The organism is Nonomuraea rosea, assembly GCF_039539705.1.
GTDB lineage: Bacteria > Actinomycetota > Actinomycetes > Streptosporangiales > Streptosporangiaceae > Nonomuraea > Nonomuraea rosea.
This window is the reverse complement of sequence record NZ_BAABDQ010000008.1, coordinates 271,951-296,517: the sequence shown is the minus strand read 5'-3', so window position 1 is coordinate 296,517 and position 24,567 is coordinate 271,951. Positions and strand designations below refer to the sequence as shown.

Annotated in this window: 19 protein-coding genes; 12 read left to right on the top strand and 7 right to left on the bottom strand. The window is 69.6% G+C overall.

Going from position 1 to position 24,567, the window contains the following annotated elements; all coding sequences use genetic code 11:
* The first annotated feature begins 148 nt into the window (after positions 1-148).
* From metH to ABEA43_RS21495, 8 genes are all read left to right on the top strand, one after another.
* Positions 149-3,658 carry a methionine synthase gene (gene metH, locus ABEA43_RS21530; RefSeq protein ID WP_345564236.1) on the top strand — a complete coding sequence of 1,170 codons (3,510 nt, stop codon included), beginning with the start codon at positions 149-151 and terminating at the stop codon, positions 3,656-3,658.
* A gap of 279 nt (positions 3,659-3,937) precedes the next feature.
* Positions 3,938-4,582, top strand: a complete 645-nt coding sequence (locus tag ABEA43_RS21525; RefSeq protein WP_345564235.1) for an HAD family hydrolase — start codon at positions 3,938-3,940, stop codon at positions 4,580-4,582.
* Positions 4,583-4,775: 193 nt separating this feature from the next.
* Positions 4,776-5,273, top strand: coding sequence for a cellulose synthase (locus ABEA43_RS21520; RefSeq protein ID WP_345564350.1), 498 nt, complete (start codon positions 4,776-4,778; stop codon positions 5,271-5,273).
* A gap of 265 nt (positions 5,274-5,538) precedes the next feature.
* A complete protein-coding gene (locus ABEA43_RS21515; RefSeq protein ID WP_345564234.1) occupies positions 5,539-6,537 on the top strand; it encodes an ABC transporter permease in 999 nt (332 codons plus the stop codon).
* A 90-nt stretch (positions 6,538-6,627) separates the two neighbouring features.
* On the top strand, positions 6,628-8,361 hold the full coding sequence (locus tag ABEA43_RS21510) for an ABC transporter substrate-binding protein (RefSeq protein ID WP_345564233.1): 1,734 nt from the start codon (positions 6,628-6,630) through the stop codon (positions 8,359-8,361).
* A 97-nt stretch (positions 8,362-8,458) separates the two neighbouring features.
* Complete coding sequence (locus tag ABEA43_RS21505) at positions 8,459-9,472, top strand: ABC transporter permease (RefSeq protein ID WP_345564231.1); 1,014 nt, start codon at positions 8,459-8,461, stop codon at positions 9,470-9,472.
* Positions 9,469-10,497 carry an ABC transporter ATP-binding protein gene (locus ABEA43_RS21500; protein WP_345564229.1) on the top strand — a complete coding sequence of 343 codons (1,029 nt, stop codon included), beginning with the start codon at positions 9,469-9,471 and terminating at the stop codon, positions 10,495-10,497. The genes ABEA43_RS21505 and ABEA43_RS21500 overlap by 4 nt, the downstream gene beginning before the upstream one ends.
* Positions 10,498-10,532: 35 nt before the next feature.
* The gene (locus tag ABEA43_RS21495) at positions 10,533-11,558 is read left to right on the top strand and encodes an ABC transporter ATP-binding protein (protein WP_345564349.1); all 1,026 of its coding nucleotides are present in this window, start codon (positions 10,533-10,535) and stop codon (positions 11,556-11,558) included.
* Here the strand turns inward: ABEA43_RS21495 and ABEA43_RS21490 are convergent.
* The 3 genes from ABEA43_RS21490 to ABEA43_RS21480 form a co-directional block, all read right to left on the bottom strand.
* Positions 11,550-12,233, bottom strand: coding sequence for a response regulator (locus tag ABEA43_RS21490; RefSeq protein WP_345564228.1), 684 nt, complete (start codon positions 12,231-12,233; stop codon positions 11,550-11,552). The two genes, ABEA43_RS21495 and ABEA43_RS21490, sit on opposite strands and share 9 nt — an antisense overlap.
* The gene (locus ABEA43_RS21485; RefSeq protein ID WP_345564227.1) at positions 12,230-13,405 is read right to left on the bottom strand and encodes a sensor histidine kinase; all 1,176 of its coding nucleotides are present in this window, start codon (positions 13,403-13,405) and stop codon (positions 12,230-12,232) included. The genes ABEA43_RS21490 and ABEA43_RS21485 overlap by 4 nt, the downstream gene beginning before the upstream one ends.
* A 152-nt stretch (positions 13,406-13,557) precedes the next feature.
* The gene (locus ABEA43_RS21480) at positions 13,558-14,448 is read right to left on the bottom strand and encodes a RecB family exonuclease (RefSeq protein WP_345564226.1); all 891 of its coding nucleotides are present in this window, start codon (positions 14,446-14,448) and stop codon (positions 13,558-13,560) included.
* A gap of 115 nt (positions 14,449-14,563) precedes the next feature.
* Here ABEA43_RS21480 and ABEA43_RS21475 point away from each other — a divergent pair, with 115 nt between their 5' ends.
* Positions 14,564-15,700: a site-2 protease family protein gene (locus tag ABEA43_RS21475; protein WP_345564224.1), complete on the top strand. Its 1,137-nt coding sequence runs from the start codon at positions 14,564-14,566 to the stop codon at positions 15,698-15,700.
* A gap of 340 nt (positions 15,701-16,040) precedes the next feature.
* Positions 16,041-17,585 carry an FHA domain-containing protein gene (locus tag ABEA43_RS21470; protein WP_345564223.1) on the top strand — a complete coding sequence of 515 codons (1,545 nt, stop codon included), beginning with the start codon at positions 16,041-16,043 and terminating at the stop codon, positions 17,583-17,585.
* Between the two features lie 153 nt (positions 17,586-17,738).
* On the opposite strand, the gene ABEA43_RS21465 is transcribed toward ABEA43_RS21470, so the two are convergent.
* The 4 genes from ABEA43_RS21465 to ABEA43_RS21450 form a co-directional block, all read right to left on the bottom strand.
* Positions 17,739-18,569, bottom strand: coding sequence for an SDR family oxidoreductase (locus ABEA43_RS21465; protein ID WP_345564221.1), 831 nt, complete (start codon positions 18,567-18,569; stop codon positions 17,739-17,741).
* Positions 18,570-18,620: 51 nt separating this feature from the next.
* Entirely contained in the window at positions 18,621-19,307 is a 687-nt protein-coding gene (locus ABEA43_RS21460) for a hypothetical protein (protein WP_345564220.1), read from the bottom strand.
* Positions 19,308-19,833: 526 nt separating this feature from the next.
* A complete protein-coding gene (locus tag ABEA43_RS21455; RefSeq protein ID WP_345564218.1) occupies positions 19,834-20,331 on the bottom strand; it encodes a hypothetical protein in 498 nt (165 codons plus the stop codon).
* Between the two features lie 212 nt (positions 20,332-20,543).
* A complete protein-coding gene (locus ABEA43_RS21450; protein WP_345564217.1) occupies positions 20,544-21,635 on the bottom strand; it encodes a GNAT family N-acetyltransferase in 1,092 nt (363 codons plus the stop codon).
* Positions 21,636-21,690: 55 nt separating this feature from the next.
* On the opposite strand from ABEA43_RS21450, the gene ABEA43_RS21445 reads away from it, so the two are divergent.
* On the top strand, positions 21,691-22,542 hold the full coding sequence (locus ABEA43_RS21445) for a tRNA (adenine-N1)-methyltransferase (RefSeq protein WP_345564216.1): 852 nt from the start codon (positions 21,691-21,693) through the stop codon (positions 22,540-22,542).
* Positions 22,543-22,746: 204 nt separating this feature from the next.
* Positions 22,747-24,510: a proteasome ATPase gene (gene arc, locus ABEA43_RS21440; RefSeq protein WP_345564215.1), complete on the top strand. Its 1,764-nt coding sequence runs from the start codon at positions 22,747-22,749 to the stop codon at positions 24,508-24,510.
* The last annotated feature ends 57 nt before the right edge of the window (positions 24,511-24,567 follow it).

Below are 24,567 nucleotides of genomic sequence, written 5' to 3'. Positions count from 1 at the left end.
TGAACAGTCGGCACAATAGCCTCATCGTCGCCCACAGGGGAGCCCCGGCCGGCCTCCCAGTCCTGGTCGGCGATGGGGGAGGCCCGGCCGGACGGCACCGGAGACTCGGCCGGACAGCGCCGGAGACGCAGCCGATAAGCTTTACGGCATGCGCATCTCCCCGTCCTTCCGAGAAGTGTTGTCCCAGCGCGTCATCGTGGCCGACGGAGCGATGGGCACGATGCTCCAGGCCCAGGACCCCACGCTCGACGACTTCCACGGGCACGAGGGCTGCAACGAGGTGCTCAACGTCACCCGGCCCGACATCGTGCGCGGCGTCCACGACGCGTACTTCGCCGTCGGCGTCGACTGCGTCGAGACCAACACCTTCGGCGCCAACCTCGCGGCTCTCGGCGAATACGACATCTCCGACAGGGTCTTCGAATACTCCGAGGCCGGCGCCAGGATCGCCCGCGAGTCCGCCGACCACTGGTCCACGCCCGGCCAGCCGCGTTTCGTGCTCGGCTCCATGGGCCCCGGCACCAAGCTGCCCACGCTCGGCCACATGCCCTACGCGACGCTGCGCGACGCCTACCGCGACAACGCGGCCGGCCTGATCGCGGGCGGCGCCGACGCGCTGATCATCGAGACCGCCCAGGACCTGCTCCAGGTCAAGGCCGCCGTCGTCGGCGCCAGGCGGGCCATCGCCGACTCCGGCCGCGACGTGCCGATCATCGCTCAGGTGACCATCGAGACCAACGGCGCGATGCTGCTCGGCTCCGAGATCGGCGCGGCGCTGACCGCGATTGAGCCGCTCGGCGTCGACATCGTCGGCCTCAACTGCGCGACCGGCCCGGCCGAGATGAGCGAGCACCTGCGCTACCTCGCCCGCCACTCCCGGCTCAAGCTGTCCTGCATGCCCAACGCGGGCCTGCCGGTGCTGACCTCCGACGGCGCCTACTACCCGCTCTCGGCGGAGGAGCTGGCCGACGCCCACGGCACCTTCACCCGCGACTACGGCCTGTCCCTGGTCGGCGGCTGCTGCGGCACCACCCCCGAGCACCTGCGCCAGGTCGTCGAGCGCGTCGGAGCGCTGGCCGGGGGCGCCCCCCAGGGCGAGGACGAGCCGGTGACCGGCAAGCCGGTCACGCAACGCCGCCCGCACCCCGAGCCCGGCGTGTCCTCGCTCTACCAGACGATCCCGTTCCGGCAGGACACCTCCTACCTGGCCATCGGCGAGCGCTGCAACACCAACGGCTCCAAGGCCTTCCGCGAGGCCATGCTGGAAGGCCGCTGGGACGACTGCGTCGAGATGGCCCGCGACCAGGCCCGCGGCGGCGCCCACCTGCTCGACCTGTGCATCGACTACGTGGGCCGTGACGGCGTGGCCGACATGAAGGAGCTGGCCTTCCGCTTCGCCACCGCCTCCACGCTGCCGATCATGCTCGACTCGACCGAGCCCGCGGTGCTGCAGGCCGGCCTCGAGATGCTCGGCGGACGCGCCGCCGTCAACTCCGTCAACTACGAGGACGGCGACGGCCCCGACTCCCGCTTCCAGAAGATCATGCGGCTCGTCCGCGAGCACGGCTCGGCCGTCGTCGCGCTGACCATCGACGAGGAGGGCCAGGCCCGCACCGCCGACTGGAAGGTGCGCGTCGCCTCCCGCCTCATCGAGGACCTGACCGGCAACTGGGGCATGCGGGTCGAGGACATCATCGTCGACTGCCTCACCTTCCCCATCGCCACCGGCCAGGAGGAGACCAGGCGCGACGGCCTGGAGACCATCGAGGCCATCCGCGAGCTCAAGCGCCGCTACCCGAGCGTGCAGACCACGCTGGGCCTGTCCAACATCAGCTTCGGCCTCAACCCGGCCGCCCGCATGGTGCTCAACTCGGTCTTCCTCAACGAGTGCGTCAACGCCGGGCTCGACTCCGCCATCGTGCACGCCTCCAAGATCGTGCCGATGGCCCGCATCCCCGACGAGCAGCGCCAGGTCGCGCTCGACATGGTCTACGACCGCCGCCGTGAGGGCTACGACCCGCTGCAGAAGTTCATGGACCTGTTCCAGGGCGTCGACGCCGCCGCCGTGCGCGCCGGCCGGGCCGAGGAGCTGGCCGCGCTGCCGCTGTGGGAGCGGCTCAAGCGGCGGATCATCGACGGCGAGAAGAAGGGCCTGGAGGCCGACCTCGCCGCCGGGCTCGACCAGCGGCCCGCCCTGGAGATCATCAACAACGTGCTGCTCGACGGCATGAAGACGGTGGGCGAGCTGTTCGGGTCGGGGCAGATGCAGCTGCCGTTCGTGCTGCAGTCGGCCGAGGTGATGAAGACCGCCGTGGCCTACCTCGAGCCCCACATGGACCGCGTCGAGGGCGAGACGAAGGGCCGCATCGTGCTGGCCACCGTCAAGGGCGACGTGCACGACATCGGGAAGAACCTCGTCGACATCATCCTGTCCAACAACGGCTACCAGGTCGTCAACCTCGGCATCAAGCAGCCGGTCTCGGCCATCCTCGAGGCGGCCGACGAGCAGAAGGCCGACGTCATCGGCATGTCGGGGCTGCTGGTGAAGTCGACGGTCATCATGAAGGAAAACCTGGAGGAGATGAACTCCAGGGGCCTGTCGGAGCGCTATCCGGTGCTGCTCGGCGGCGCCGCCCTGACCCGCGCCTACGTCGAGCAGGACCTGGCCGAGCTGTTCTCGGGCGAGGTGCGCTACGCCCGTGACGCGTTCGAGGGGCTGCGGCTGATGGACTCGTTCATGGCCGTCAAGCGCGGCGTGGCCGGGGCGACGCTGCCGCCGCTGCGCGAGCGGCGCGTCAAGACCGGCGCCGTGCTGACCCGCACGCCGGTCGAGGAGCTGCCCGCCCGCTCCGACGTGGCCGCCGACAACCCGGTGCCGAAGACGCCCTTCTCCGGCGACCGCGTCGTCAAGGGCATCTCGCTGGCCGAATACTCCGCCTTCCTCGACGAGCGCGCCCTGTTCCTCGGCCAGTGGGGGCTCAAGCCCACCAGGGGCGGCGACGGGCCCGGCTACGACGAGCTGGTCGAGACCGAGGGCCGGCCGCGGCTGCGCATGTGGCTGGAGCGGATGCAGACCGAGGGCCTGCTGGAGGCGGCCGTCGTCTACGGCCACTTCCCGTGCGTCTCCGACGGCGACAGTCTCATCGTCCTCGACGACGACGGCAAGGAGCGCACCCGCTTCACCTTCCCGCGCCAGCGCCGCGACCGGCACCTGTGCCTGTCCGACTTCTTCCGCTCGAAGGACTCCGGCGAGGTCGACGTGATCGGCTTCCAGGTGGCCACCATGGGCTCGAAGATCTCCGAGGCCACGGCCGAGCTGTTCGCCAAGGACGCCTACCGCGACTACCTCGAGCTGCACGGCCTGTCGGTGCAGCTCACCGAGGCGCTGGCCGAATACTGGCACGCCAGGATGCGCGCGGAGTGGGGGATCGGCGGCGAGGAGTCGCTCGACGACATGCTCAAGGTCAACATCCAGGGCTGCCGCTACTCCTTCGGCTACCCGGCCTGCCCCAACCTCGAGGACCAGAAGCAGCTCTTCGAGCTGCTCGACCCGGAGCGGATCGGGGTGACGCTGTCGGAGGAGTTCCAGCTCCACCCCGAGCAGGCCACGTCCGCGCTGGTCGCCCACCACCCAGAGGCCAAATACTTCAACGTCTGACCGGGGGTGCCGGGCGATGTCGGCTGGTGCCACGGTCTCGCCGGGCGGTTCTGGCCGGTGCCTCGGTCTCGCCCGGCGCTCACCGGCTCACCCGGCACGGGGACTGGGCTCGGACGGCCTCGCCTTCGTGCTCATCGACGCCGGGGCCAGGCCGCAAGGGCCTCGCCCCGTACCCACCGAAATGGGGGCAGGGCCCGGGCGGGCCCGCCTCCGTGTCCATCGACGCCGGGGCAGGGCCGTAAGGGGCCCCGCTCCGTACCTACCGATACGGGGGCAGGGTTGGAAGCGGTCTTCTTCGACATGGACGGGTTGCTGGTCGACAGCGAGCGGGTCTGGCTGGAGATCGAGACCGGGGTGATGGCCAGGCTCGGCGCCGAATGGACGGCCGAGCACCAGGCGCACCTCGTCGGCGGCTCCATGGAGCGCACGGTCGGCTACATGCTCGCCGTGTCCGGCTCCGACGAGAGCCCCGAGGCGATCGAGTCCTGGATGACCGGCGGCATGGTGGCGCGCCTGTCGGAGGGCGTGCGGGTCATGCCGGGCGCCTCCGAGCTGCTCGACGCCCTGCGGGCCGAGGGCGTGCCGGTCGGATTGGTCACCTCCTCGCTCAGGGACATCGCCGACGCGGTGCTCAAGAGCGTCGGCAGGGACCGGTTCGACGTCGTCGTCACCGCCGACGACGTCACGCGTACCAAGCCGGACCCGGAGCCGTACCTGACGGCGGCGGGGCTGCTGGGCGTCGAGCCGGTGCGCTGCGTGGTGCTGGAGGACTCGCCCAACGGCGTCGCGGCCGCGACCGCCGCCGGATGCGCCGTCGTGGCCGTCCCCAGCTTGCTGCCCATCGACCCCGCGCCCGGCCGCCTGGTCGTCTCCTCCCTCACGGAGGTCGGCGTCGCCGACCTCCGCGCCCTCATCCCCGCCTGACCCCGGGCACGCCCGCAGCGCCCCCTGACCCGGTACGCCCACCGAGCGCTCGCTTGGCCCCAGCGCGTGACCTGGCGCCCCCTCCGGGTTCGCGTGATCACGACCCCTAAGGGGCAAGTGGTCCTCCCGGAGGAGGGGCGGAAGCCGTTTCGCGTGCCAGGATGGAGAGAAAGTCGATACGAGGGGCGGCGTGATGTACGGAGATATCGCGTGGTTGCCGCTGTGCATCGGGGTGACCGGGGCCGGGATGGTGCTGAGTTTCCTGGCTTTCAGGCGCAGAGGCGTGGCGGCGGGCATGAGAGTGGGCGCCTGGGCCCTGCTACCGCTGGCGGCCTACCTGACCGGCGCGCTCAGCGCGCTGTGGACCATCGGCGCGACCGTCGTCGGGTTCGTGACCGGCCTGGTGCTCAATCCGGCCGTGTGGGCGGGCATCGCGGTGGCGGGGTTGTCGGCCGTGCTGTTCGTCGTGTCGGGGGTCATCCGCGGCAGGAAGTTGTCGGGCGGCAGGAAGCTTCGCGGCAGGAAGAAGGCCGCCGAGGAGCCTGCGGGGCCCGCCGGAGTTCAGCCCTCCGCGAACAAGCCGCCGGTCGCCGCGAAGCCTCAGCCGGCCGTCGCGGCCCAGAAGGAGCGCAAGGGTGATGACGACTTCGCCGACATCGAGGCACTGCTGAAGCGCCGTGGCATCAGCTGAATCCGGCACACGACCGTGCTCTGTCACAGTTCCGAGACGCAACCGGGACGGGCCGTAGACATTCTCCTCAAGATCGATACGAATGAGTTTCGCGTCAATCACAGTTAAGCCACATCGGGCACTGAGGGACTAGTCATACCAGCTCAGGCCATAGATTCTGCCTCCTGGGGCCGCGACACGCGGGCCAGCCACGCATGGGCGCACTACCCTGACCGGGACCGCGCTGACACGGACGACGTCGTCTGGAATCCAGGGGGCAACTGGCATGACCGCACCGCTCGATGTTCCGGGCTCGGCCATCGAGGCCGGACCGGAGACCGTTCTTGAGGGGGCGGAGCCTTCAGTCATCCGAGGGCGCTCCCTCGGGCAGATCGCCTGGATGCGCCTGAAGCGCGACCGGGTGGCGATGATCGGCGGCATCGTCATCGTCCTGCTCATCCTGATCGCGATCTTCGCGCCGCTGCTGGTGTCGTGGTTCGGCCACCCGCCGGCCGAGTGGCACAGAGAGAAGATCGACCCCGCCATCCAGGCTCCGCTCGGCACGTTCGGCGGGATCAGCTGGGACTTCCTGTTCGGGGTCGAGCCCACCACGGGCCGCGACCTGTTCAGCCGCATCCTGTACGGCGCCCGCATCTCGCTGCTGATCGCGTTCTTCGCGACTCTGGTGTGCGTGGTGCTCGGCACCGTGCTCGGGATGATCGCCGGCTTCTTCGGCGGCTGGGTCGACACGATCATCAGCAGGCTCATGGACATCTTCCTGGCGTTCCCGCTGCTGGTGTTCGCGCTGGCGCTGGCGGGGGTCATCCCCGACAAGGCGTTCGGCCTCTCGGGTGACACGCTCAGGATCAGCCTGCTCGTGTTCATCATCGGCTTCTTCAACTGGCCCTACATCGGACGCATCATCCGGGGGCAGACCCTGTCTCTCCGCGAACGTGAGTTCGTCGACGCCTCCAGGAGCCTGGGCGCGCGCAACCACACGATCCTGTTCAAGGAGATCCTGCCCAACCTGCTGGCGCCGATCCTGGTCTACTCGACGCTGCTGATCCCGTCGAACATCCTGTTCGAGGCCGCACTGTCCTTCCTCGGCGTGGGCGTGCGGCCGCCGACCCCCACGTGGGGAGGCATGCTGGCGGAGGCGGTCCACAACTACGACGTGGCGCCCAACTTCATGATCTTCCCCGGCCTCGCGATCTTCGTCACCGTGCTGGCGTTCAACCTGCTCGGTGACGGCCTCAGGGACGCCTTCGATCCCAAGGCCCGCTAAGCCTCGTGAGTTTTCCGCAAGTTCTCAACTCCTAGATACAAGGGGTGTGTCAGGTCGATGAAGATAAGATCTAAGGCATCGGCTGTCGCGGTGACCGCCGCTCTGGCCGTGGTCGTGTCCGGGTGCGGCGGTGGCGGCGGTGCCCAGAGCACCAGTGGCACCGGCGGCGACGACAAGCCCGCCAGCAAGTACAACGCCGGTGTGACGGAGGTCATCAACCCGTCGGACAAGACCGGTGGCACCCTCCACATGGGCATGCCGGGCGACTTCGACTCGGTCGACCCGGGCGACATGTACTACGGCTACGCCTGGAACTTCGCCCGCCTTTACACGCGTGCGCTCACCATGTTCAAGCCCGTGCCGGGTGAGGAGGGTCTGCAGCTCGTCGGCGACCTGGCCGAGGGTCTGGGCACGCCCAGCGACGGCGGCAAGACGTGGACGTACAAGCTGCGTGAGGGCGTGAAGTACGAGGACGGCAGCCCGGTGACGTCGAAGGACGTCAAGTACGCCGTGGCCCGTTCGCTGGACAAGGACATCCTGCCCAGCGGCCCGACCTACTTCAACGACTGGCTCGACGTCGGCGACTACACCGGCCCTTACAAGATGAAGGGCAAGCTCGACGACTTCAAGGCCATCGACACGCCTGACGACCGCACGATCGTCTTCCACCTGAAGAAGGCCTACGGCGGTTTCGACTACTTCGCCATGCTCCCGCAGACGGCCCCCGTGCCCGAGGCGAAGGACACCGGCTCGAAGTACAAGGAGCACCCGGTCGCGACCGGCCCCTACATGTTCAAGGCGCACGAGCTCACCAAGCGCATCGAGCTCGTGAAGAACCCGAACTGGAGCGCGGCCAGCGACCCCAACCGCAAGCAGCTCAACGACTCCGTCGAGGTGCTGCTCGGTCAGAACGAGGACGACCTCGACCAGCGGCTGCTGTCCGGCAAGATCGACGTCAAGGTCAACAGCACCGGTGTCGCGGCGAACGCCCGCAAGACGGTCCTGACCGACGAGAAGGTCAAGCAGTACGCCGACTCGGCCCCGATCGACCGCACCTGGTTCGCCAACATCAACGGTGACGTGCCGCCGTTCGACAACATCCACTGCCGCAAGGCGGTGCTGTACGCGGCCGACCGCTCGGCGATCCAGGGCGCCTACGGCGGCCCCGACGCCGGCGGCGACATCGCGCTCAGCCTCATGCCGGCCAAGATGACCGGCTACCAGAAGATCGACCCGTACGGCGTCGAGGCCAACCCGGCCGGCAACGTCGAGAAGGCCAAGGAAGAGCTCGCCGCCTGCGGCCAGCCCAACGGCTTCAGCACCACGATCTCCTTCCGCAACGAGCGCGCCGCTGAGAAGCAGACCGCAGAGGCGCTGCAGCAGTCGCTCAGCAAGGTCGGCATCAAGCTGGAGATCAAGGGCTACCCGCAGGGCGACTACTTCAAGCTGTACGCCGGCAAGCCCGACTTCGCCAAGAAGAACAACCTCGGGATCATGGTCTACGGCTGGGGCGCCGACTACCCCGAGGGCTTCGGCTTCTTCCAGCAGATCGTCGACAGCCGGGTCATCCGCCCGGCGGGCAACACCAACCTCAGCGTCAAGGACCCGAAGATCGACGCGTTCATCGACCAGGCGGCGGCCGAGACCGACGCCGCGAAGCGCAACGCGATCTGGGCGGAGGTCGACAAGCAGGTCATGGAGTCCGGCTTCATCCTGCCCTACGTCTGGGCGCACGGCCTGTTCTACCGGCCGCCGACGCTGAAGAACGTCTTCGTCAGCCAGAACTGGGGCATGTACGAGTTCCTCACGCTGAGCACCCAGTAGTACCCCGCTCCAGGCAAACCCGCCGGAACGTTCGTCGAAAGCAGGTGAAGGCTTCGGCGGCCGGGCTCACAAGGCCCGGCCGCCATGGCCGAGATCAGTGTTCACATACATTCTCAGACGGTTGATAGCCGCCGTCATGCTGCTCTTCGTGGTGAGCATCGCGACGTTCGCCATCTTCTTCCTCGTGCCGCGGCTCGCTGGGATGTCTGCTGACGACCTCGCCTCCCGATACGTCGGTAAAGCGGCGAACGCCCAGGTCATCCACGACACGGCCATCCGGCTGGGCTTCAACGACCCGATCGTCGTCCAGTACGGGCGGTTCGTGAAGGGCATCTTCGTCGGGGTCGAGCGCAACTACGGGCCCGGCATCGAGCTCTGCCCGGCGCCCTGCTTCGGCTACTCCTACGTCACCCAGAACCCGGTGCTGCCCGACCTGCTCAATCGGCTGCCGATCACGCTGTCACTGGCGCTCGGCGCGGCCGTCGTGTGGGTCATCTTCGGCGTGGCCACCGGCGTGGTGTCCGCGCTGCGGCGCGGCAGCTTCTTCGACCGCGTCTCGATGGGCATCGCGCTGGCCGGCGTGTCGCTGCCCATCTTCTTCACCGGCATCGTCTCGCTGGCCATCTTCCGCGACCAGCTCGGGCTCGTCGGCGACGTCGCCGACTGGGTGCCGATCAGCGAAGATCCGCTGACCTGGGCCAACAACCTCATGCTGCCGTGGGTGACGCTGGCCTTCCTGTACGCGGCCGGCTATGCCCGGCTCACCAGGGCGGGCATGCTGGAGACCATGTCAGAGGACTACATCCGCACGGCCAGGGCCAAGGGCCTGCCGGAGCGGACGGTGGTGTTCAAGCACGGTCTGCGGGCCACGCTGACGCCGGTGCTCACCATGTTCGGCCTGGACCTCGGGTTGCTGCTCGGCGGCGCCGTACTGACGGAGAGCACGTTCTCGCTGCCCGGCATCGGCAAGTACGCCGTCGACGCCATCAGCAACAACGACCTTCCCCAGGTGATGGGCGTCACCCTGGTCGCGGCGGCCTTCATCATCCTGGCCAACCTGATCGTCGACCTGCTCTACGCGGTCGTGGACCCGAGGGTGAGGCTGTCATGAGCTCCTTTCTCGAGGTCAAGGACCTCAAGATCCATTTCCCGACCGACGACGGCGTGGTCAAGTCCGTCGACGGGCTGACCTTCAGCCTCGAGCGGGGCGCGACCCTCGGCATCGTGGGCGAGTCCGGCTCCGGCAAGTCGGTCACCAGCCTCGGCATCCTCGGCCTGCACAAGGGCAAGGGCGCCAACGTCTCCGGCGAGATCTGGCTCGACGGCGAGGAGCTCGTGGGCGCCTCCCAGGAGCACGTGCGCGGGCTGCGCGGCAAGAAGATGTCGATGATCTTCCAGGACCCGCTCTCCTCGATGCACCCCTTCTACTCGGTCGGCGACCAGATCATCGAGGCGTACCGCATCCACCACAAGGTCTCCAAGGCCGTGGCGAAGAAGCACGCCATCGACATGCTCGGCCGGGTCGGCATCCCCGAGCCGAAGAGCCGCGTCGACTCCTACCCGCACGAGTTCTCCGGCGGCATGCGCCAGCGCGCGATGATCGCCATGGCGCTGTCGTGCGACCCCGAGCTGCTCATCGCCGACGAGCCGACCACCGCGCTCGACGTGACCGTGCAGGCCCAGATCCTCGACCTCATGGTCGACCTGCAGCGTGAGTTCAACTCCGCGCTGATCATCATCACCCACGACCTGGGCGTGGTGGCCGAGCTGTCCAACGACATCCTGGTCATGTACGGCGGCAAGTGCATCGAGTACGGCACCGCCGACGACATCTTCTACCGTCCCGAGCACCCCTACACATGGGGTCTACTGGGATCGATGCCCCGCCTCGACCGGGAGCGCACCGAGCGGCTGATGCCGATCAAGGGCTCTCCGCCGTCCCTGATCAACGTGCCGCCGGGCTGCGCCTTCCACCCCCGCTGCCCCTACGCCGACAAGACCGAGGGCAAGGCCAAGACCGAGGTCCCCGCGCTGCTGGAGACCGAGGGCGGCCATCTGGTGCGCTGTCACCTGCCCAGGACGCAGCGGCGGGAGCTGTGGGAGACCGAGATCAAGCCAGTGCTGGAGACGCAGTGAGCGAGCACAGTGAGCCGACCGAGCCGAGCGAGCCGATGAACGGTAACGAGCCGCTTCTTTCCGTCCAGAACCTGGAGAAGCACTTCCCGATCACCAAGGGCATGCTCAAGCGGCAGGTCGGCGCCGTCAAGGCGGTCGACGGGATCAGCTTCGACGTGTTCAAGGGCGAGACGCTCGGCCTGGTGGGGGAGTCCGGCTGCGGCAAGTCCACCACCGGCCGGCTGGTCACCCGCCTGCTCGAACCCACCGGCGGCAAGGTCGTCTTCGAGGGCCGGGACATCACCCACATGGCGCAGGGCAAGCTCAGGCCGCTCCGCCGCGACATGCAGATGATCTTCCAGGACCCCTACTCGTCGCTCAACCCCCGGCACACCGTCGGCACCATCGTCGGCGCCCCCTTCCGGATCCAGGGCGTCCAGACCGAGCACGGCGTCAAGAAGGCCGTCCAGGACATCCTGGAGCTGGTCGGGCTCAACCCCGAGCACTACAACCGCTACCCGCACGAGTTCTCCGGCGGGCAGCGGCAGCGCATCGGCATCGCCCGCACGCTGGCGCTCAAGCCCAAGCTGATCATCGCCGACGAGCCGGTCTCCGCGCTCGACGTGTCCATCCAGGCCCAGGTCGTCAACCTGCTCGAAGACCTGCAGAACGAGCTGAACCTGACCTACGTCGTCATCGCCCACGACCTGTCGGTGGTGCGGCACATCAGCGACCGGGTCGCCGTCATGTACCTCGGCAAGATCGTCGAGATCGCCGACCGCAAGGCGTTGTACAGCGCGCCGATGCACCCGTACACGAACGCGCTGCTGTCGGCCGTGCCCGTGCCCGACCCGAAGGCCCGCAAGGAACGCGAGCGCATCCGGCTGACCGGCGACGTGCCCAGCCCGCTCAACCCGCCGCCCGCCTGCCGCTTCCACACCCGCTGCTGGAAGGCGCAGGACATCTGCAAGAAGGTCGAGCCGCCGCTGGAGCAGCTGGCCAGCGGTCACAGCGTCGCCTGCCACTTCCCGGAGAACGTGGCCGCCGCCCCCGAGGCCGCGCAGGCGGCGACCTCAGGATAAGGCGCCGGGAGTGATCAGCCCGGTCTCGTAGGCCAGCACCACGGCCTGCACGCGGTCGCGCAGCCCCAGCTTGGTCAGCACGTTGCCGACGTGCGTCTTGACCGTCGTCTCGCTCACCACGAGCTTGGCCGCGATCTCCGCGTTGGACATGCCCTTGGCGATCAGCCGCAGCACCTCCAGCTCCCGCTCGGTCAGCCGGTCGAGCCGCGCGGGAGTGGTCTGCTCGTACGCCGAGGGCAGCCGCTTGGCGAACCTGTCGAGCAGCCGCCGCGTCACGCTCGGCGCCACGATCGCGTCACCGGCCGCGACCACCCGGATCGCCTGCACCAGCTCGTCGGGCGGCACGTCCTTCAGCAGGAACCCGGAGGCGCCCGAGCGCAGCGCCTCCACGATGTACTCGTCCAGGTCGAACGTCGTCAGCACCAGCACCTTCGGCACGTGCGCCGTCGGCGCCGCCTCCCGCACGATCCTGCGGGTCGCCTCGATGCCGTCCACCCCGGGCATCCGGATGTCCATCAGCACCACGTCGGGCAGCAACGCCCGCGTCTGCTCCTGCGCGCCCTTGCCGTCACCGGCCTGGCCCACCACCGTGATGTCGGACTCGGCCTCCAGAATCAGGCGAAATCCCGTACGAAGCAGCGGCTGGTCGTCCACCAGCAGCACTCTGATCGTCATTGGCCGTCCTTCAGCGGGAACCTCGCCCGCACCTCGAAACCGCCCCCCGGCAACGGACCGATGCTCAGGATTCCACCATAGAGTGCGACCCGTTCGCGAATGCCCACCAGGCCGTGCCCTGCCCGCGCGGACATCCCGGCCGTCCCGCGCCCGTCGTCCTCGACCCGTACGTCCAGCTCACGCGGCTCGTGGTGGACCGTCACCACGGCCTTCGCCCCCGAGCCGGCGTGCCGCAGGCTGTTCGTCAGCCCCTCCTGGACCAGCCGGTAGGCGGCCAGATCGACGCCCGCCGGCAGCGGCCGCGGATCGCCCTCCACCCGGAGCCGCGTGGACAGCCCCGCCTCCCGCATCTGGTCGACCAGCGACGGCAGGTCCTGAATGCCGGGCTGCGGGCCCAGCTCGGCCCTGGCGTCGGTACGCAGCACGCCGACGATGTTGCGCATCTCGGTCATCGCCAGCCGCCCGGTGTGCTCGATCGCCGACAGCGCCTCGCGCGCCAGGTCCGGATCGGAGGCCAGCACCCTGCGCGCCGCCGACGCCTGCACGGTCATCACGCTGACGTGGTGCGCGACCACGTCGTGCAGCTCACGGGCGATCCTCGACCGCTCCTCGGCCCGCGCCGCCCGCGTGTCGGCCGCGTGCGCCCGCTCCAGCCTGGACGCCCGGTCCTTCAGCTCCTCCAGGTACGCCCTGCGCAATCGCAGGCTTCGCCCCACGCCCCACACCGCCACCAGCACGATGGCGACCACGACGTGCTCGCTCCACGCCCCGACGCGCACCGGGCCGGCGCTCGCGCCGAGGATGTACGCCGTCAGCGCGATCAGCAGCCCGCCCAGCGCCACCGCCAGCCCGCGGTAGGAAGCCACCGAGTACAGCAGCACCAGGCCGGAGATCCCGGACAGGCCACCGCTGTAGCCCAGCACGGTCAGCAGCGTCTCCGGCACCAGCCCCGCGCACAACGCCGCCAGCGGCCAGCGCCTGCGCAGCGCCACGGGGACGCACGCCAGCACCACGAGCACCGCGCCGAACGGGTCGGGGTCGCGCAGGCCCTCGACCGGCAGCCCCTCGCCCTGCAGCCGCCCGGGCGTGTAGAACGCGAACAGCGTCACCGACGCCGCGGCCACCACCCCGGCGAGCACCGTGTCGTGGAGCCTGGTCCGGTCTATGCGCACCGCTTTACTGTAGGCCCAGGTGAGAGCCCGTAACCTCCTCCCTCGGGAGGATTAGCCCCACTCCGAAGGGACTCGTCCAAGGAGACGGGAACATGTGGGCTCCCGGCCACAGCTCGCCGGACCAAAGCTCGCCGGATTTACCGCTCGCCTGGTTAGAGCTCGTCGGTCGCCGCGCGGCTGCTGCCCTGTGCCAGGCCCCCGGGGTGCCTGTTGCTGCGCACCGTGTCACCGGGCTGGCGGTCGGGCACCGGCGGCGGGGTGCCGCCGAACTCCGGGCACAGCGCCTGGTGATCGCACCAATCGCACAACCGGCTGCGCCGCGCCCGCCACTCACCCGTCTCCAGCGACCGCTCGATCGCCGCCCACAACGCCATCACCTTGCGCTCGGTGGCCAGCAGGTCGGCCTCGTCGGGCGCGTACCGCAGCACCTCGCCCTGACCCCCCAGATAGACCAGCTGCAGCAGCCGCGGCACCTGCCCGCGCAGCCGCCACAGCACCAGCGCGTAGAACTTCATCTGGAACAGCGCCTTGGCCTCGAAGTCGCGCCCCGGCGCGCTGCCCGTCTTGTAGTCGACCACCCGGACCTCGCCGGTCGGCGCCACGTCGAGCCGGTCGACGTAGCCCCGCAGCATCAGCCCGCCGTCGAGGACCGCCTCGACGTAGAGCTCGCGCTCGGCGGGCTCCAGCCGCGTCGGATCCTCCAGCGTGAAGTAGCGCTCCAGCATGCCGCGCGCCTGCGTCAGCCACTCCGCCTGCTCGGCGTCGTCGGCGAACATCGCCGCGTATTGCGGATCGCCGGCCAGCAGCCGCTCCCACTGCGGCTCCAGCAGCTCCAGCGCCGCCCGCACGTCACGCCGCGGCGCCGGCAGGTCGTAGAGTCGCTCCAGGACCGCGTGCACCACCGTGCCCCGCACCGCCGCCTGCGACGGCTTCTCGGGCAGCTGGTCGATCACGCGGAAGCGGTAGAGCAGCGGACATGTCATGAAGTCGCCCGCCCGGGACGGGGAAAGTGCTCCGATGATCACCGGTTCGGTCAACGTCATGCACCGCACTCTAGGTCAAGACCCCGACAGAATAACGCCCGCGGAACGAGGATCGGGTGATCGGGCGCGTAGCATCAAGGCAGCAACAGCACGTAATGGACGTTCAAGGAGTGCGGTGAGCGAGCAGAGCCCGCGGCGTGAGTCCCCCGGTCTGAAAATGGGGAAGCCGTTCGGCATTCCGGTGTACGTCTCGTGGACCTGGTTCATCGTGGCGGGCTTCATCACGATGATGTTCGGGCCGCGGGTGCGCCAGATGCTGCCCGAGCTCGACAGCACGGCCGCGTACGCGGTGGCGTTCGCGTTCGCGGTGCTGCTCTACGTCTCGGTGCTGCTGCACGAGCTGGCGCACAGCGTGCTCGCCAAGTGGTACGGCCTGCCGGTGCGCAGGATCACCCTCTACCTGCTCGGCGGCGTGTCGGAGATCGAGAAGGAGCCGCCCACGCCGGGCAAGGAGTTCATGGTGGCCGCGGCGGGCCCCGCGCTCTCGCTCGGGCTGGCCGGGCTCGGCCTGCTCGCCGACATCTACGTGATCAACGACGGCGGCATCCCCGAGGTGCTCGTCTGGCAGCTCTGGGTCGCCAACCTCATCGTCGGCGTGTTCAACCTGCTTCCCGGGCTGCCGCTGGACGGCGGCCGGATGCTGCGCGCGGGCGTGTGGAAGCTCACCAAGAGCCCCGGCTCCGGCACGATCGTGGCGGCCTGGGGCGGCCGCGTCCTGGCCGTCCTCCTGGTGGTCTCGCCGATCGTGATGTCGCTGTCCGGCGGGCAGGAGCTCGACTTCACCGACCTGGTGTGGCCGCTGGTGCTGGCCTCGTTCATCTGGATCGGCGCCTCGCAGTCGCTGCGCGTGGCCAAGATCCGGGCCAGGATCCCGCAGGTCAACGCGCGCGCCCTGGCGCGCAGGGCGATCCCGGTGACCGCCGAGACGCCGCTGGCCGAGGCGCTGCGGCAGGCCACGGAGCGGCGCGCGGGCGCGCTCGTCGTGGTCGACCACGACGGGGCGCCGGTCGCGATCGTCAACGAAACCGCCGTCCAGGCCACCCCCGAGCACCGCCGCCCCTGGATCAACGTCGGCTCCGTCGCCAAGTCCATCGAGCCCTCCATGGTGCTCGAGGCCGGCCTGGAGGGCGAGCCGCTCATCGACAAGATGCGCGAGGCTCCCGGCAGCGAATACCTGCTCGTGGAGGACGGCGGCGAGATCTTCGGCGTCCTCGCGACCGCGGATGTGAACCGGGTTTTCACCGGCGTCTGAAATGTCCCACTCGTTTATGCGGCGGCCCCCGGATAGGGTCGTGTCCAGCAGTTTCGGGTGGCCGGATCCGACTCCGGCGATTTCTGCGATGCGAGGACTGGCCGATAGTGTGCTGTTTGGCCAGACTTGCACAGTTGCGGGGTTTGTTGCGGTCCACCGGTTCACCGAATCGAGACGGGGCGGCCGCGACATGGCCTCGCCGTCTGGGTATGCGTATGGCTGGGGGCCAGCACGGCAGTGCGGGTGCCGTAACATCGCCGGCTTCCGGGGAGGAGAGTTGAGTGACCGAGCGCAGCGAGGCCACCAATGAGCGCAGCACGGTCGTCATGAGGGAGGACGCATGACCGACCACGGCTTCGGAATGGTGCGTCCGCTTCCCGGAGACGGGCTGGTCGCCTATGTGGGCGGGCTGCTGCTGGTGTGCGACGCCAAGGAGTCCGCCGCCGAGGATCTGCTCAACGCGCTGCGCGAGACGGCCGCCTCCGGCGGCGACGGACGGGCGCTGGCCCGCCGCGCCGCGCAGGTGCTGGCGGCCAACATGGCGGGCGACCCGGCCACGTGCGCCGTCGCCGGTCCCGTCGGAGCCGGCGTGGCCGTGCTGGTCAGCGGCGCCGCCGCGGCCACGATCGGCACGTCGGGTGGCGAGACGCGGCTGGCCGGCAGCGACTCGCTGACGTGGGCCGACCGGCTCGTCACCGGCCCGGTCGAGCGGGTCGAGCTGAGCCTGCCCGGCGCCGGCACCCCGCATCCCGCGGTCCGCTTCGACGGCGGCGTGGTGCACGGCGGCGGCCTCATCGGCGACCTCACCGACCAGCCTTCCGCCCCCGCCGCCCCGTCCAGGCCGCTGACCAGCGAGATGCCCCACACCGCCTTCCACATGGAAGCCGACCTGATCCAGCCGCAGGCCCAGCAGCCGGTCGAGCGCCCGCCCTACCCGCTGGCCGATCAGCCGCCGGTCGTCCAGAGCGCACCCTCGGGTCCCCAGTCCGGCCCTCCCTCTCTGGACCAGCCGCCCTACCTGCCGCCGCAGGAGCCGGCCTACCTCCCGCCGCACGAGCAGCCCTCCTACCACCAGGAGCAGCCGCCCTACCAGCAGGAGCAGCCCCCGTACGGTCAGGAGCAGCCGCCCTACGGCCAGGAGCAGCCCCCGTACGGGCAGGACCAGCCCTATGGGCAGGAGCAGCCCCACTACGGCCAGGAGCAGCCGCCGCCGCTGCCCGAGCAGCAGCAGTTCCCCTCCTACGACGAGCCGCCGCCCTCCGGCAACGGCCTGGCCGACCAGCAGATCCCGCAGCACATGGGCCCGCCCGACCACTACGACCAGCCGGGGCCGCCCGTGCTCGGCCCGCCCGACCACTACGACCACCCCGGCCCGCCGCAGCAGGAGCAGCAGCAGGCCGACCACGGGGACCGGCCGCTGGTCTACGGGGTCGACTGCAAGAACGACCACTTCAACGACCCCCGCGTGCCCTACTGCGCCGTCTGCGGGATCGCGCTGGTCCAGCGGACCCTCGTCCCCTACAAGGGGCCGCGCCCCTCGCTCGGCGTCCTCGTCCTCGACGACGGGACGGCGCTGCCGCTGGAGAGCGACTACCTGCTGGGCCGCGACCCGGAGCGGGCGCCCGAGGTGGCCGGCGGCACGGCAAGGCCCGCCAAGGTGACGAGCCCGGACGGGTCGGTCTCGCGCCGGCACCTGCGGGTGGCGCTGGACGGGTGGGACGTCAACCTGGTGGACCTGGGGTCGGTCAACGGCACCCAGATCCAGCCGCCTGGCGACCCCAACTTCTACGACATCCCGCCGAACGAGCCCGTCACCATCGCACCGGGCACCACGGTGCGGGTGGGCGTCTCCCGCACGCTCCGCTTCGAGGCACACCGGGGATAGACCGTCCCCGCGCGCCCCGCACCCGTTTCCGGGGTGCGGGGCGCGTTCGGATTTGTGCCCGGGTCAGGCGTCGGCTCCCGCGCGTCCCCAGCCCGTCCGGAGGTTCGCCGCGCCCGTTCACCGGCCGTCCTGGTGTGCGGTGGTTCGGGCGGGTCAGGAGGTGGGCGGGGTGAGGAAGTCGCGGGCGCCGCGCAGCCGGGTCCTGAGGCGGCTCTGGGTGGCGGAGCAGTCGAGCCGCACCTCGTACGGCCCGGGAAGGCCGGCGTCGGCGCGGCGGCCGGAGGGCACGCGGGCCGGATCGATCCCGTCCCTGCGGGCGATGAGGAGGCCGAGCTCGTACCGGGTCACGGCATCGGAGCCCGCCACGTGCAGGACGCCGGACAGCCCGCGTACCGCCGTCTCCATGAGCGCCGACGCGAGGTCGCTGACGTGCACCGGGCACTTCACGTCGTCCGTGAACAGCATCCCCTCGCGCCGCCCCATCGCCAGCGCATGCACGAGCGCCTCGTGGGACGACCGGCCGTAGCCGATGATCAGGGACGTTCTGGCGATCGCCGCCCCGGGCGCCACGGCACGCACCGCCGTCTCGGCCGCCGCCTTCGCCGCCCCGTACGGGCTGACGGGGTCGGGCGGCTGCCCTTCGTCGTAACGAGGGGCGGCACCGGAGAAGACGACGTCGCTGGAGACGTGCACCAGATGACCGGACGTGGCGGAGGCGGCCAGGGCCACGTGCGCGGCACCGTCGGCCGTGGTCGTCCAGTCCGCCTGCCGGTAGGCGGCGTTGATCGTCACCTCCGGCCGGAACGCCTCGAAGACGGCCGCCACGTCCGCGCGCGCACGCACGTCCAGCGGCAGCCAGCGGATCCCCGGATGTTCCCCTGGCCCGGTCAGATAGGTCGCGGCCACGTCATGACCCGCTTCGGCGCAGAGTCGTACGAGCTCCATGCCCAGGAACCCGCTTCCACCCACGATGAGAACCCGCACGCCGCGCCACGCTACCCCCTCGGCAGGCCCCCGTGCGGACGAGCGGCGGCGTCAAAGGGGGTGGGGACGCCACCTGAGGGGCCTACCGCCGGAGCTCGCCCGCGCCTGGACCCGCACCTCGGCCGCGAACAGCCGCAGGCCCACACCGTCGAAGCCCGCCGCCGTCGCGAGCAGCGCCGCCAGATCCGCCTCCGCCAGGGCGCGGGCGTGGCGGGCGGCCAGCCGTACGCGGGAGCCGTCCTGAATCCCGGCCAGCTCCGCCAGACGGGGGAGTGCGGCGGCCGGGCGCCCAAGGCGTGCAGCGGCACGGACGTACCTGCCGCTCCGCCGCTCCTCGGGGCAGCGATCCCTGGTCGACTCCCCGTGCAGCGGATGCGCCGGCCGGACGATCTCGCGCCGCCCCTCGGCCGCCACCGTGATCAGCTCCCGCCCCGCCGCCTCCGAGCACAACACCGCCAGCGTCCGAGCGCCCACCGGCTCGCCGAACGCCGCGTACTCCAGCACCTCCGCCACCGGCCCCGGCAACGCCCCCACGCGGGCGCCGATCAGCTCCTCCGGCCCGGACGCGGCGGGCGGGTCCCCGGAGAGCCGCCACACCCCGCCGACCGGCTGGAGCGCTCCAGAGGCGCGCGCGGCCATGACGGCCTCACGCAGCCACAGCGCGTTCCCGCCGGTGATCTCGCCCAGCCGCGCGGCCAGCCGGCTCGTCCCTGCCCCAGGCGGGCCCGCGACGAGCACCCCCTGGGCGGTCGGGTCGCGGGTGAGCCGCAGCAGATGCCCGAGCTCCTCCTCGCGCCCCGGCGAACGGCCAGGTCCCCATAAGGGGAGGTTACGCCCGAGACGCGGAAAGGTGATCGCTTATCTCCCCATTCCATAGGCCATGTGGGCATGAACAAGACATAGCGCCAAGACGGCGGTGAAGAGGATGGTTCTGTCAAGCCTGAGTCAAGGCCATGACAGACCGGTGGAAGGGACAAGAGGGGCGCGGGGGGAGGCGGGCGGCGAGGGCAGGGGCGGGCCGGGAAGGGGCCGGAAACGAGGGCGGGAACGGCTTGCGGTCCGGCAGGGAAGGGGTCGTGCAGGTTGTATTACGCGTAATGCCGAAATATCGCGATTTCGCGTGAATGGCACGGAATAAGCGAAAAATCTTCGGAATTGACTGCCAGAGAAACAGCCGCCGGTAAGGATTCTCCGCGAAATTCGACCCCGGATCCGGCCGGCCGTATTCGGCCGATCCGGCCCGTCTCCTTCGTTGATCCCACGGCTAGACCGGTCGGAAAGCCCGTACGCCCCGTAACAGACGCACCGCCGCCTCCAGCCCGCTAGCCGCCTCCATCGCCCGCCCCGCCGCGGTGGCGAACCGGCTCAGCAGATGCTCGTCCCCGTCACAGAACGCCCTCCCCGCCACCCACACGTACAGGTGGTCCCGCGTCGCCGCCGGCACGGGAGTGGCCAGGAAGCCCGGCTCGCCCACGGACATGTCGGGCGCCAGCCGTACCGTCGCCGGAGATGCCGCCAATTCCTTCAGCACCCCCGATTCGGTCAGCCACCGGCGCACGCGCAGCGGATCGCCCGGCGGCGCGTGCACGTGGACCGGGCACGCCTCCTGGCGCAGCGCGTCCACCCGGACGAACCCGGAGTAGCCGGTGCCGGCGACGGCCGCGGCCGTACGCACGAGTCGGTCGGTCAGGTCCGCGGCCTGCAGGCTGGAGAACGAGGCGATGAGTTCGCGCATGGCGATATCGACACGGTTGTATGGCATCGCGGTGATCCCTCGCCGGAGGGGGTGAGATCGCGCAGCCCGATCGCGCGATACTCAAGTGTGGGTGCCCTGACTATCGCCCCCGACGCGGCCCTTGACTACCCCTCAACTGGAAATCGGGATTTTTGCTCATTTCGGACAGGGCTCGCGTCGTCTCCGCAACGCCCGGCCCACGACCCGCGCGACAAGTCACGTCCTCACACGCCGCGGCGCTACGACGACCGCAGCCGCACCCACTCCACGTCGTCGGCCCGCGTGCCGTCCGCCTTCGGGAACAGCTCCCTGTGCACCCCTTCCCGGGCGAACCCGGCCCGCTCCAGCACCGCGTGCGACGCCGTGTTCGACGCGTCGGTCCCGGCCACGACCCTGTGCAGGGCCGTACGCGCGAACGCCCAGTCCACCAGCAGGCGCACCGCCCGCGTCATGAACCCCTTGCCCCGGTACGCCGGCACCAGCGAATAGCCGATCATCGCCTGCCCGAGCGGCGGGATCACCTGGGTCAGCTGCAGGTGCCCCGCGAACGCCCCCGACGCGGCGTCCCTGATCGCCAGCTCGATCCGCTGCCCCGACATCCACCAGTAGCCCGTGTACCTGCACCGCTGCAGGTCGTCCTCCAGCGAGCTCCCCGGCCCCACCGAGTAGGCGGTCACGCTCGGGTCGGTCATCATCTGGTGGTAGTCGCCCGCGTCCTCCGGCGTCATCGGCACCAGCCGCACCACCCCGTCGCCGAGCTCGCCGCCCTCGAAGAACGGCAGGTACGGCTCCGCCACCGCGGCCGGCTCGCCCGTCAGCCTGGCGAAGGTGACGAAGTCGACGCACCGCCCGTCACGCAGCCGCTTGGCCTCCCGCCTGCGCCCCTCCTCGCGGAAGCCCGCCTTGTACGCCACCCGCAGGCTCGCCACGTTCTCCACCTCGGCCTGCACCTCGACCCGGCGCACCCCATGGTCGAACAGCCAGTCGGTCACCGCCCGGGCGGCGGTCCCCGCCACGTTCTTGCCCCGGGCCCACGGCGCCACCAGGTAGCCGAGCTCCGCCACGTCCCAATGGTCGGGCGGCCGGACCCCGATCGAGCCGACGTACTGGCCGTGCTCGGTGATCGCGAACTCCGCCCCGCCGTCCGCCCAGCTCGCCGCGCAGCGCTTCAGGTAGGCGCGCGCGTGCTCAAGCTTGTACGGGGACGGCAGCAGCGGCATGAACCTGGCCGTCACCGGGTCGTCGCACATCCGCACGATCGCCTCGGCGTCCGCCTTCGCGGGGGGACGCAAGATCAGGGAACCGGTGGAGATCACATCGCGCGGGAGCATCTCCCATAGATATCGTGCGTCCGGACCTGCTCGAAAGCCCTATAACCTTGCCGCCATGGGTTTCCGCAGGCATGGGCCTTTCCAGGCGGGGGATCAGGTGCAGCTCACCGACCCCAAGAACAAGCGCCACACGATCACGCTCAAGGAGAACGGCGAATTCCACACCCACAAGGGCGCCATCCCGCACAGTGAGCTGATCGGGCAGCCTGAAGGCTCCGTGGTGCGTTCCTCTGGCGGTACCCAATATCTGGCCTTCCGTCACCTGCTGCAGGACTACACGCTCGCCATGCCGCGCGGTGCGGCCGTGATCTACCCGAAGGACGCCTCGATGATCGTCGGCATGGCCGACGTCTTCCCCGGCGCCCGGGTGATCGAGGCCGGAGTGGGCTCGGGCGCGCTCACCTGCTTCCTGCTGCGCGCCGTCGGCCCTGAGGGACGCGTCACCTCCTACGAGCGCCGCGAGGACTTCGCCGACGTCGCGCGCAAGAACGTGGAGAAGTTCTACGGCGGGCCCATGGACGACAACTGGCGCCTGGTCGTGGGCGACCTGGTCGCCTCCATCGACGAGGCCGACGCCGACCGGGTCATCCTCGACATGCTCGCCCCCTGGGAGTGCGTCGACGCCGCCGCCAAGGCCCTCACGCCGGGCGGCGTGATCTGCTGTTACGTGGCCACGACGACCCAGATGTCCAAGACGGTCGAAGCGATTCGCGATCACGGGTGTTTCACCGAGCCACATGCGTGGGAGACCCTGGTTCGCGACTGGCATGTCGAAGGACTCGCAGTAAGACCCGATCATCGGATGATCGGCCACACGGGGTTCCTCGTCTCCGCCCGCCGCATGGCCGACGGTGTGACACCGCCGCCGCGCCGTCGACGACCGAAGGGGACGACCGAAGAACTATGACAATTTGGCCACGAGGGTGCGTTGGTGCGTGACACGGGAACAGATCGCCGTGTTCATATGCTGGGAGTATTAAACGCACCATTGGGGATTATTCAACGAATACTGAATGTCACTCGACGAACACTGCCCGGCCAGGTTACGGAGGGGCCCGAGATAGGTAAGGTCCTAAGTAGTCGCCCTCGACTGGGAAGGAGGTGACGGGGCGTGGCAGCTCGCGATGATGCTGAGGCTCGAGCCGCGCAGCGCGAACGGGAGGTCGCTGATCTTTCAACACAGGTCTCCTTCCTCCAGGAGGAGATCACCGCGCTGAGGCGGAAACTGGCCGAGTCACCCCGTCAGGCCAGGGTCCTCGAAGAACGTCTTCATGAGGCACAGGCGAATCTCGCGGCCGTTACCGGCCAGAACGAGCGTCTGGTGGCAACCCTCAAGGAGGCCAGGGACCAGATCGTCGCCCTCAAGGAGGAAGTCGACCGGCTGGCGCAGCCGCCATCCGGCTTCGGCACCTTCCTGGAGGCCAGAGAAGACGGCACGATCGAGGTGTTCACCGGTGGCCGCAAGCTCCGGGTGAACGTGAGCCCTGCCGTCGACGTCGACTCGCTGGCGCGTGGCCAGGAGGTCATGCTCAACGAGGCGCTCAACGTGGTCGAAGCACTCGGCTACGAAGAGGTCGGCGAGATCGTGATGCTCAAAGAACTGCTCGACGAGGGCAAGCGGGCCCTGGTCATCTCGCACGCCGACGAAGAACGCGTCGTGCGACTGGCCGAGTCGCTGGTCGGCCAGCCCATCAGGGCCGGCGACTCGCTTCTGCTCGAACCTCGCTCCGGCTACGTCTACGAGCGCATACCCAAGTCCGAAGTCGAAGAGCTCGTGCTCGAAGAGGTCCCCGACATCTCCTACGAGGAGATCGGCGGCCTCATGCGGCAGATCGAGCAGATCAGGGACGCCATCGAGCTGCCCTATCTGCACGCCGACCTGTTCCGCGAGCACAAGCTGCGGCCACCCAAGGGCGTGCTCCTTTACGGCCCGCCTGGTTGTGGCAAGACGCTCATCGCCAAGGCCGTCGCCAACTCCCTGGCCAAGCAGGTCGCGGAGAAGACCGGCCAGTCCGGCAAGAGCTTCTTCCTCAACATCAAGGGACCGGAGCTGCTCAACAAGTACGTCGGTGAGACCGAGCGGCACATCCGCCTGGTCTTCCAGCGGGCCCGCGAGAAGGCCTCAGAGGGCACCCCGGTGATCGTGTTCTTCGACGAGATGGACTCGATCTTCCGGACCCGAGGCTCAGGCGTGTCCTCCGACGTCGAGAACACCATCGTCCCTCAGCTGCTGTCGGAGATCGACGGCGTCGAGGGGCTGGAGAACGTCATCGTGATCGGCGCCTCCAACCGCGAGGACATGATCGACCCGGCGATCCTGCGGCCCGGCCGTCTGGACGTCAAGATCAAGATCGAGCGGCCGGACGCCGAAGCGGCGAAGGACATCTTCTCCAAATACCTCATTTCCGAGCTGCCCCTGCACCCCGATGACCTGACGGAGCACTCCGACTCCCGCGAGGCCACGATCCAGGGCATGATCCAGAGTGTCGTCGAGCGGATGTACACCGAGAGCGAGGAAAATCGCTTCCTCGAGGTGACCTACGCCAACGGCGACAAGGAAGTCCTCTACTTCAAGGACTTCAACTCCGGCGCGATGATCCAGAACATCGTCGACCGGGGCAAGAAGATGGCCATCAAGCAGTTCCTCGAAAGCGGCCAGAAGGGCCTGCGGGTGCAACACCTGCTCGCGGCCTGCGTGGACGAGTTCTCCGAGAACGAGGACCTGCCCAACACCACCAACCCCGACGACTGGGCCCGCATCTCCGGCAAGAAGGGCGAGCGGATCGTCTACATCCGCACGCTCGTCTCCGGCAAGCAGGGCACCGAGGCCGGCCGTTCCATCGACACCGTCGCGAACACCGGTCAATACCTGTAGATCCCCGAGACGGGAGGGCCGCCCGGCCCTCCCGTTTCGCTGCCCCCACCTGCGGCG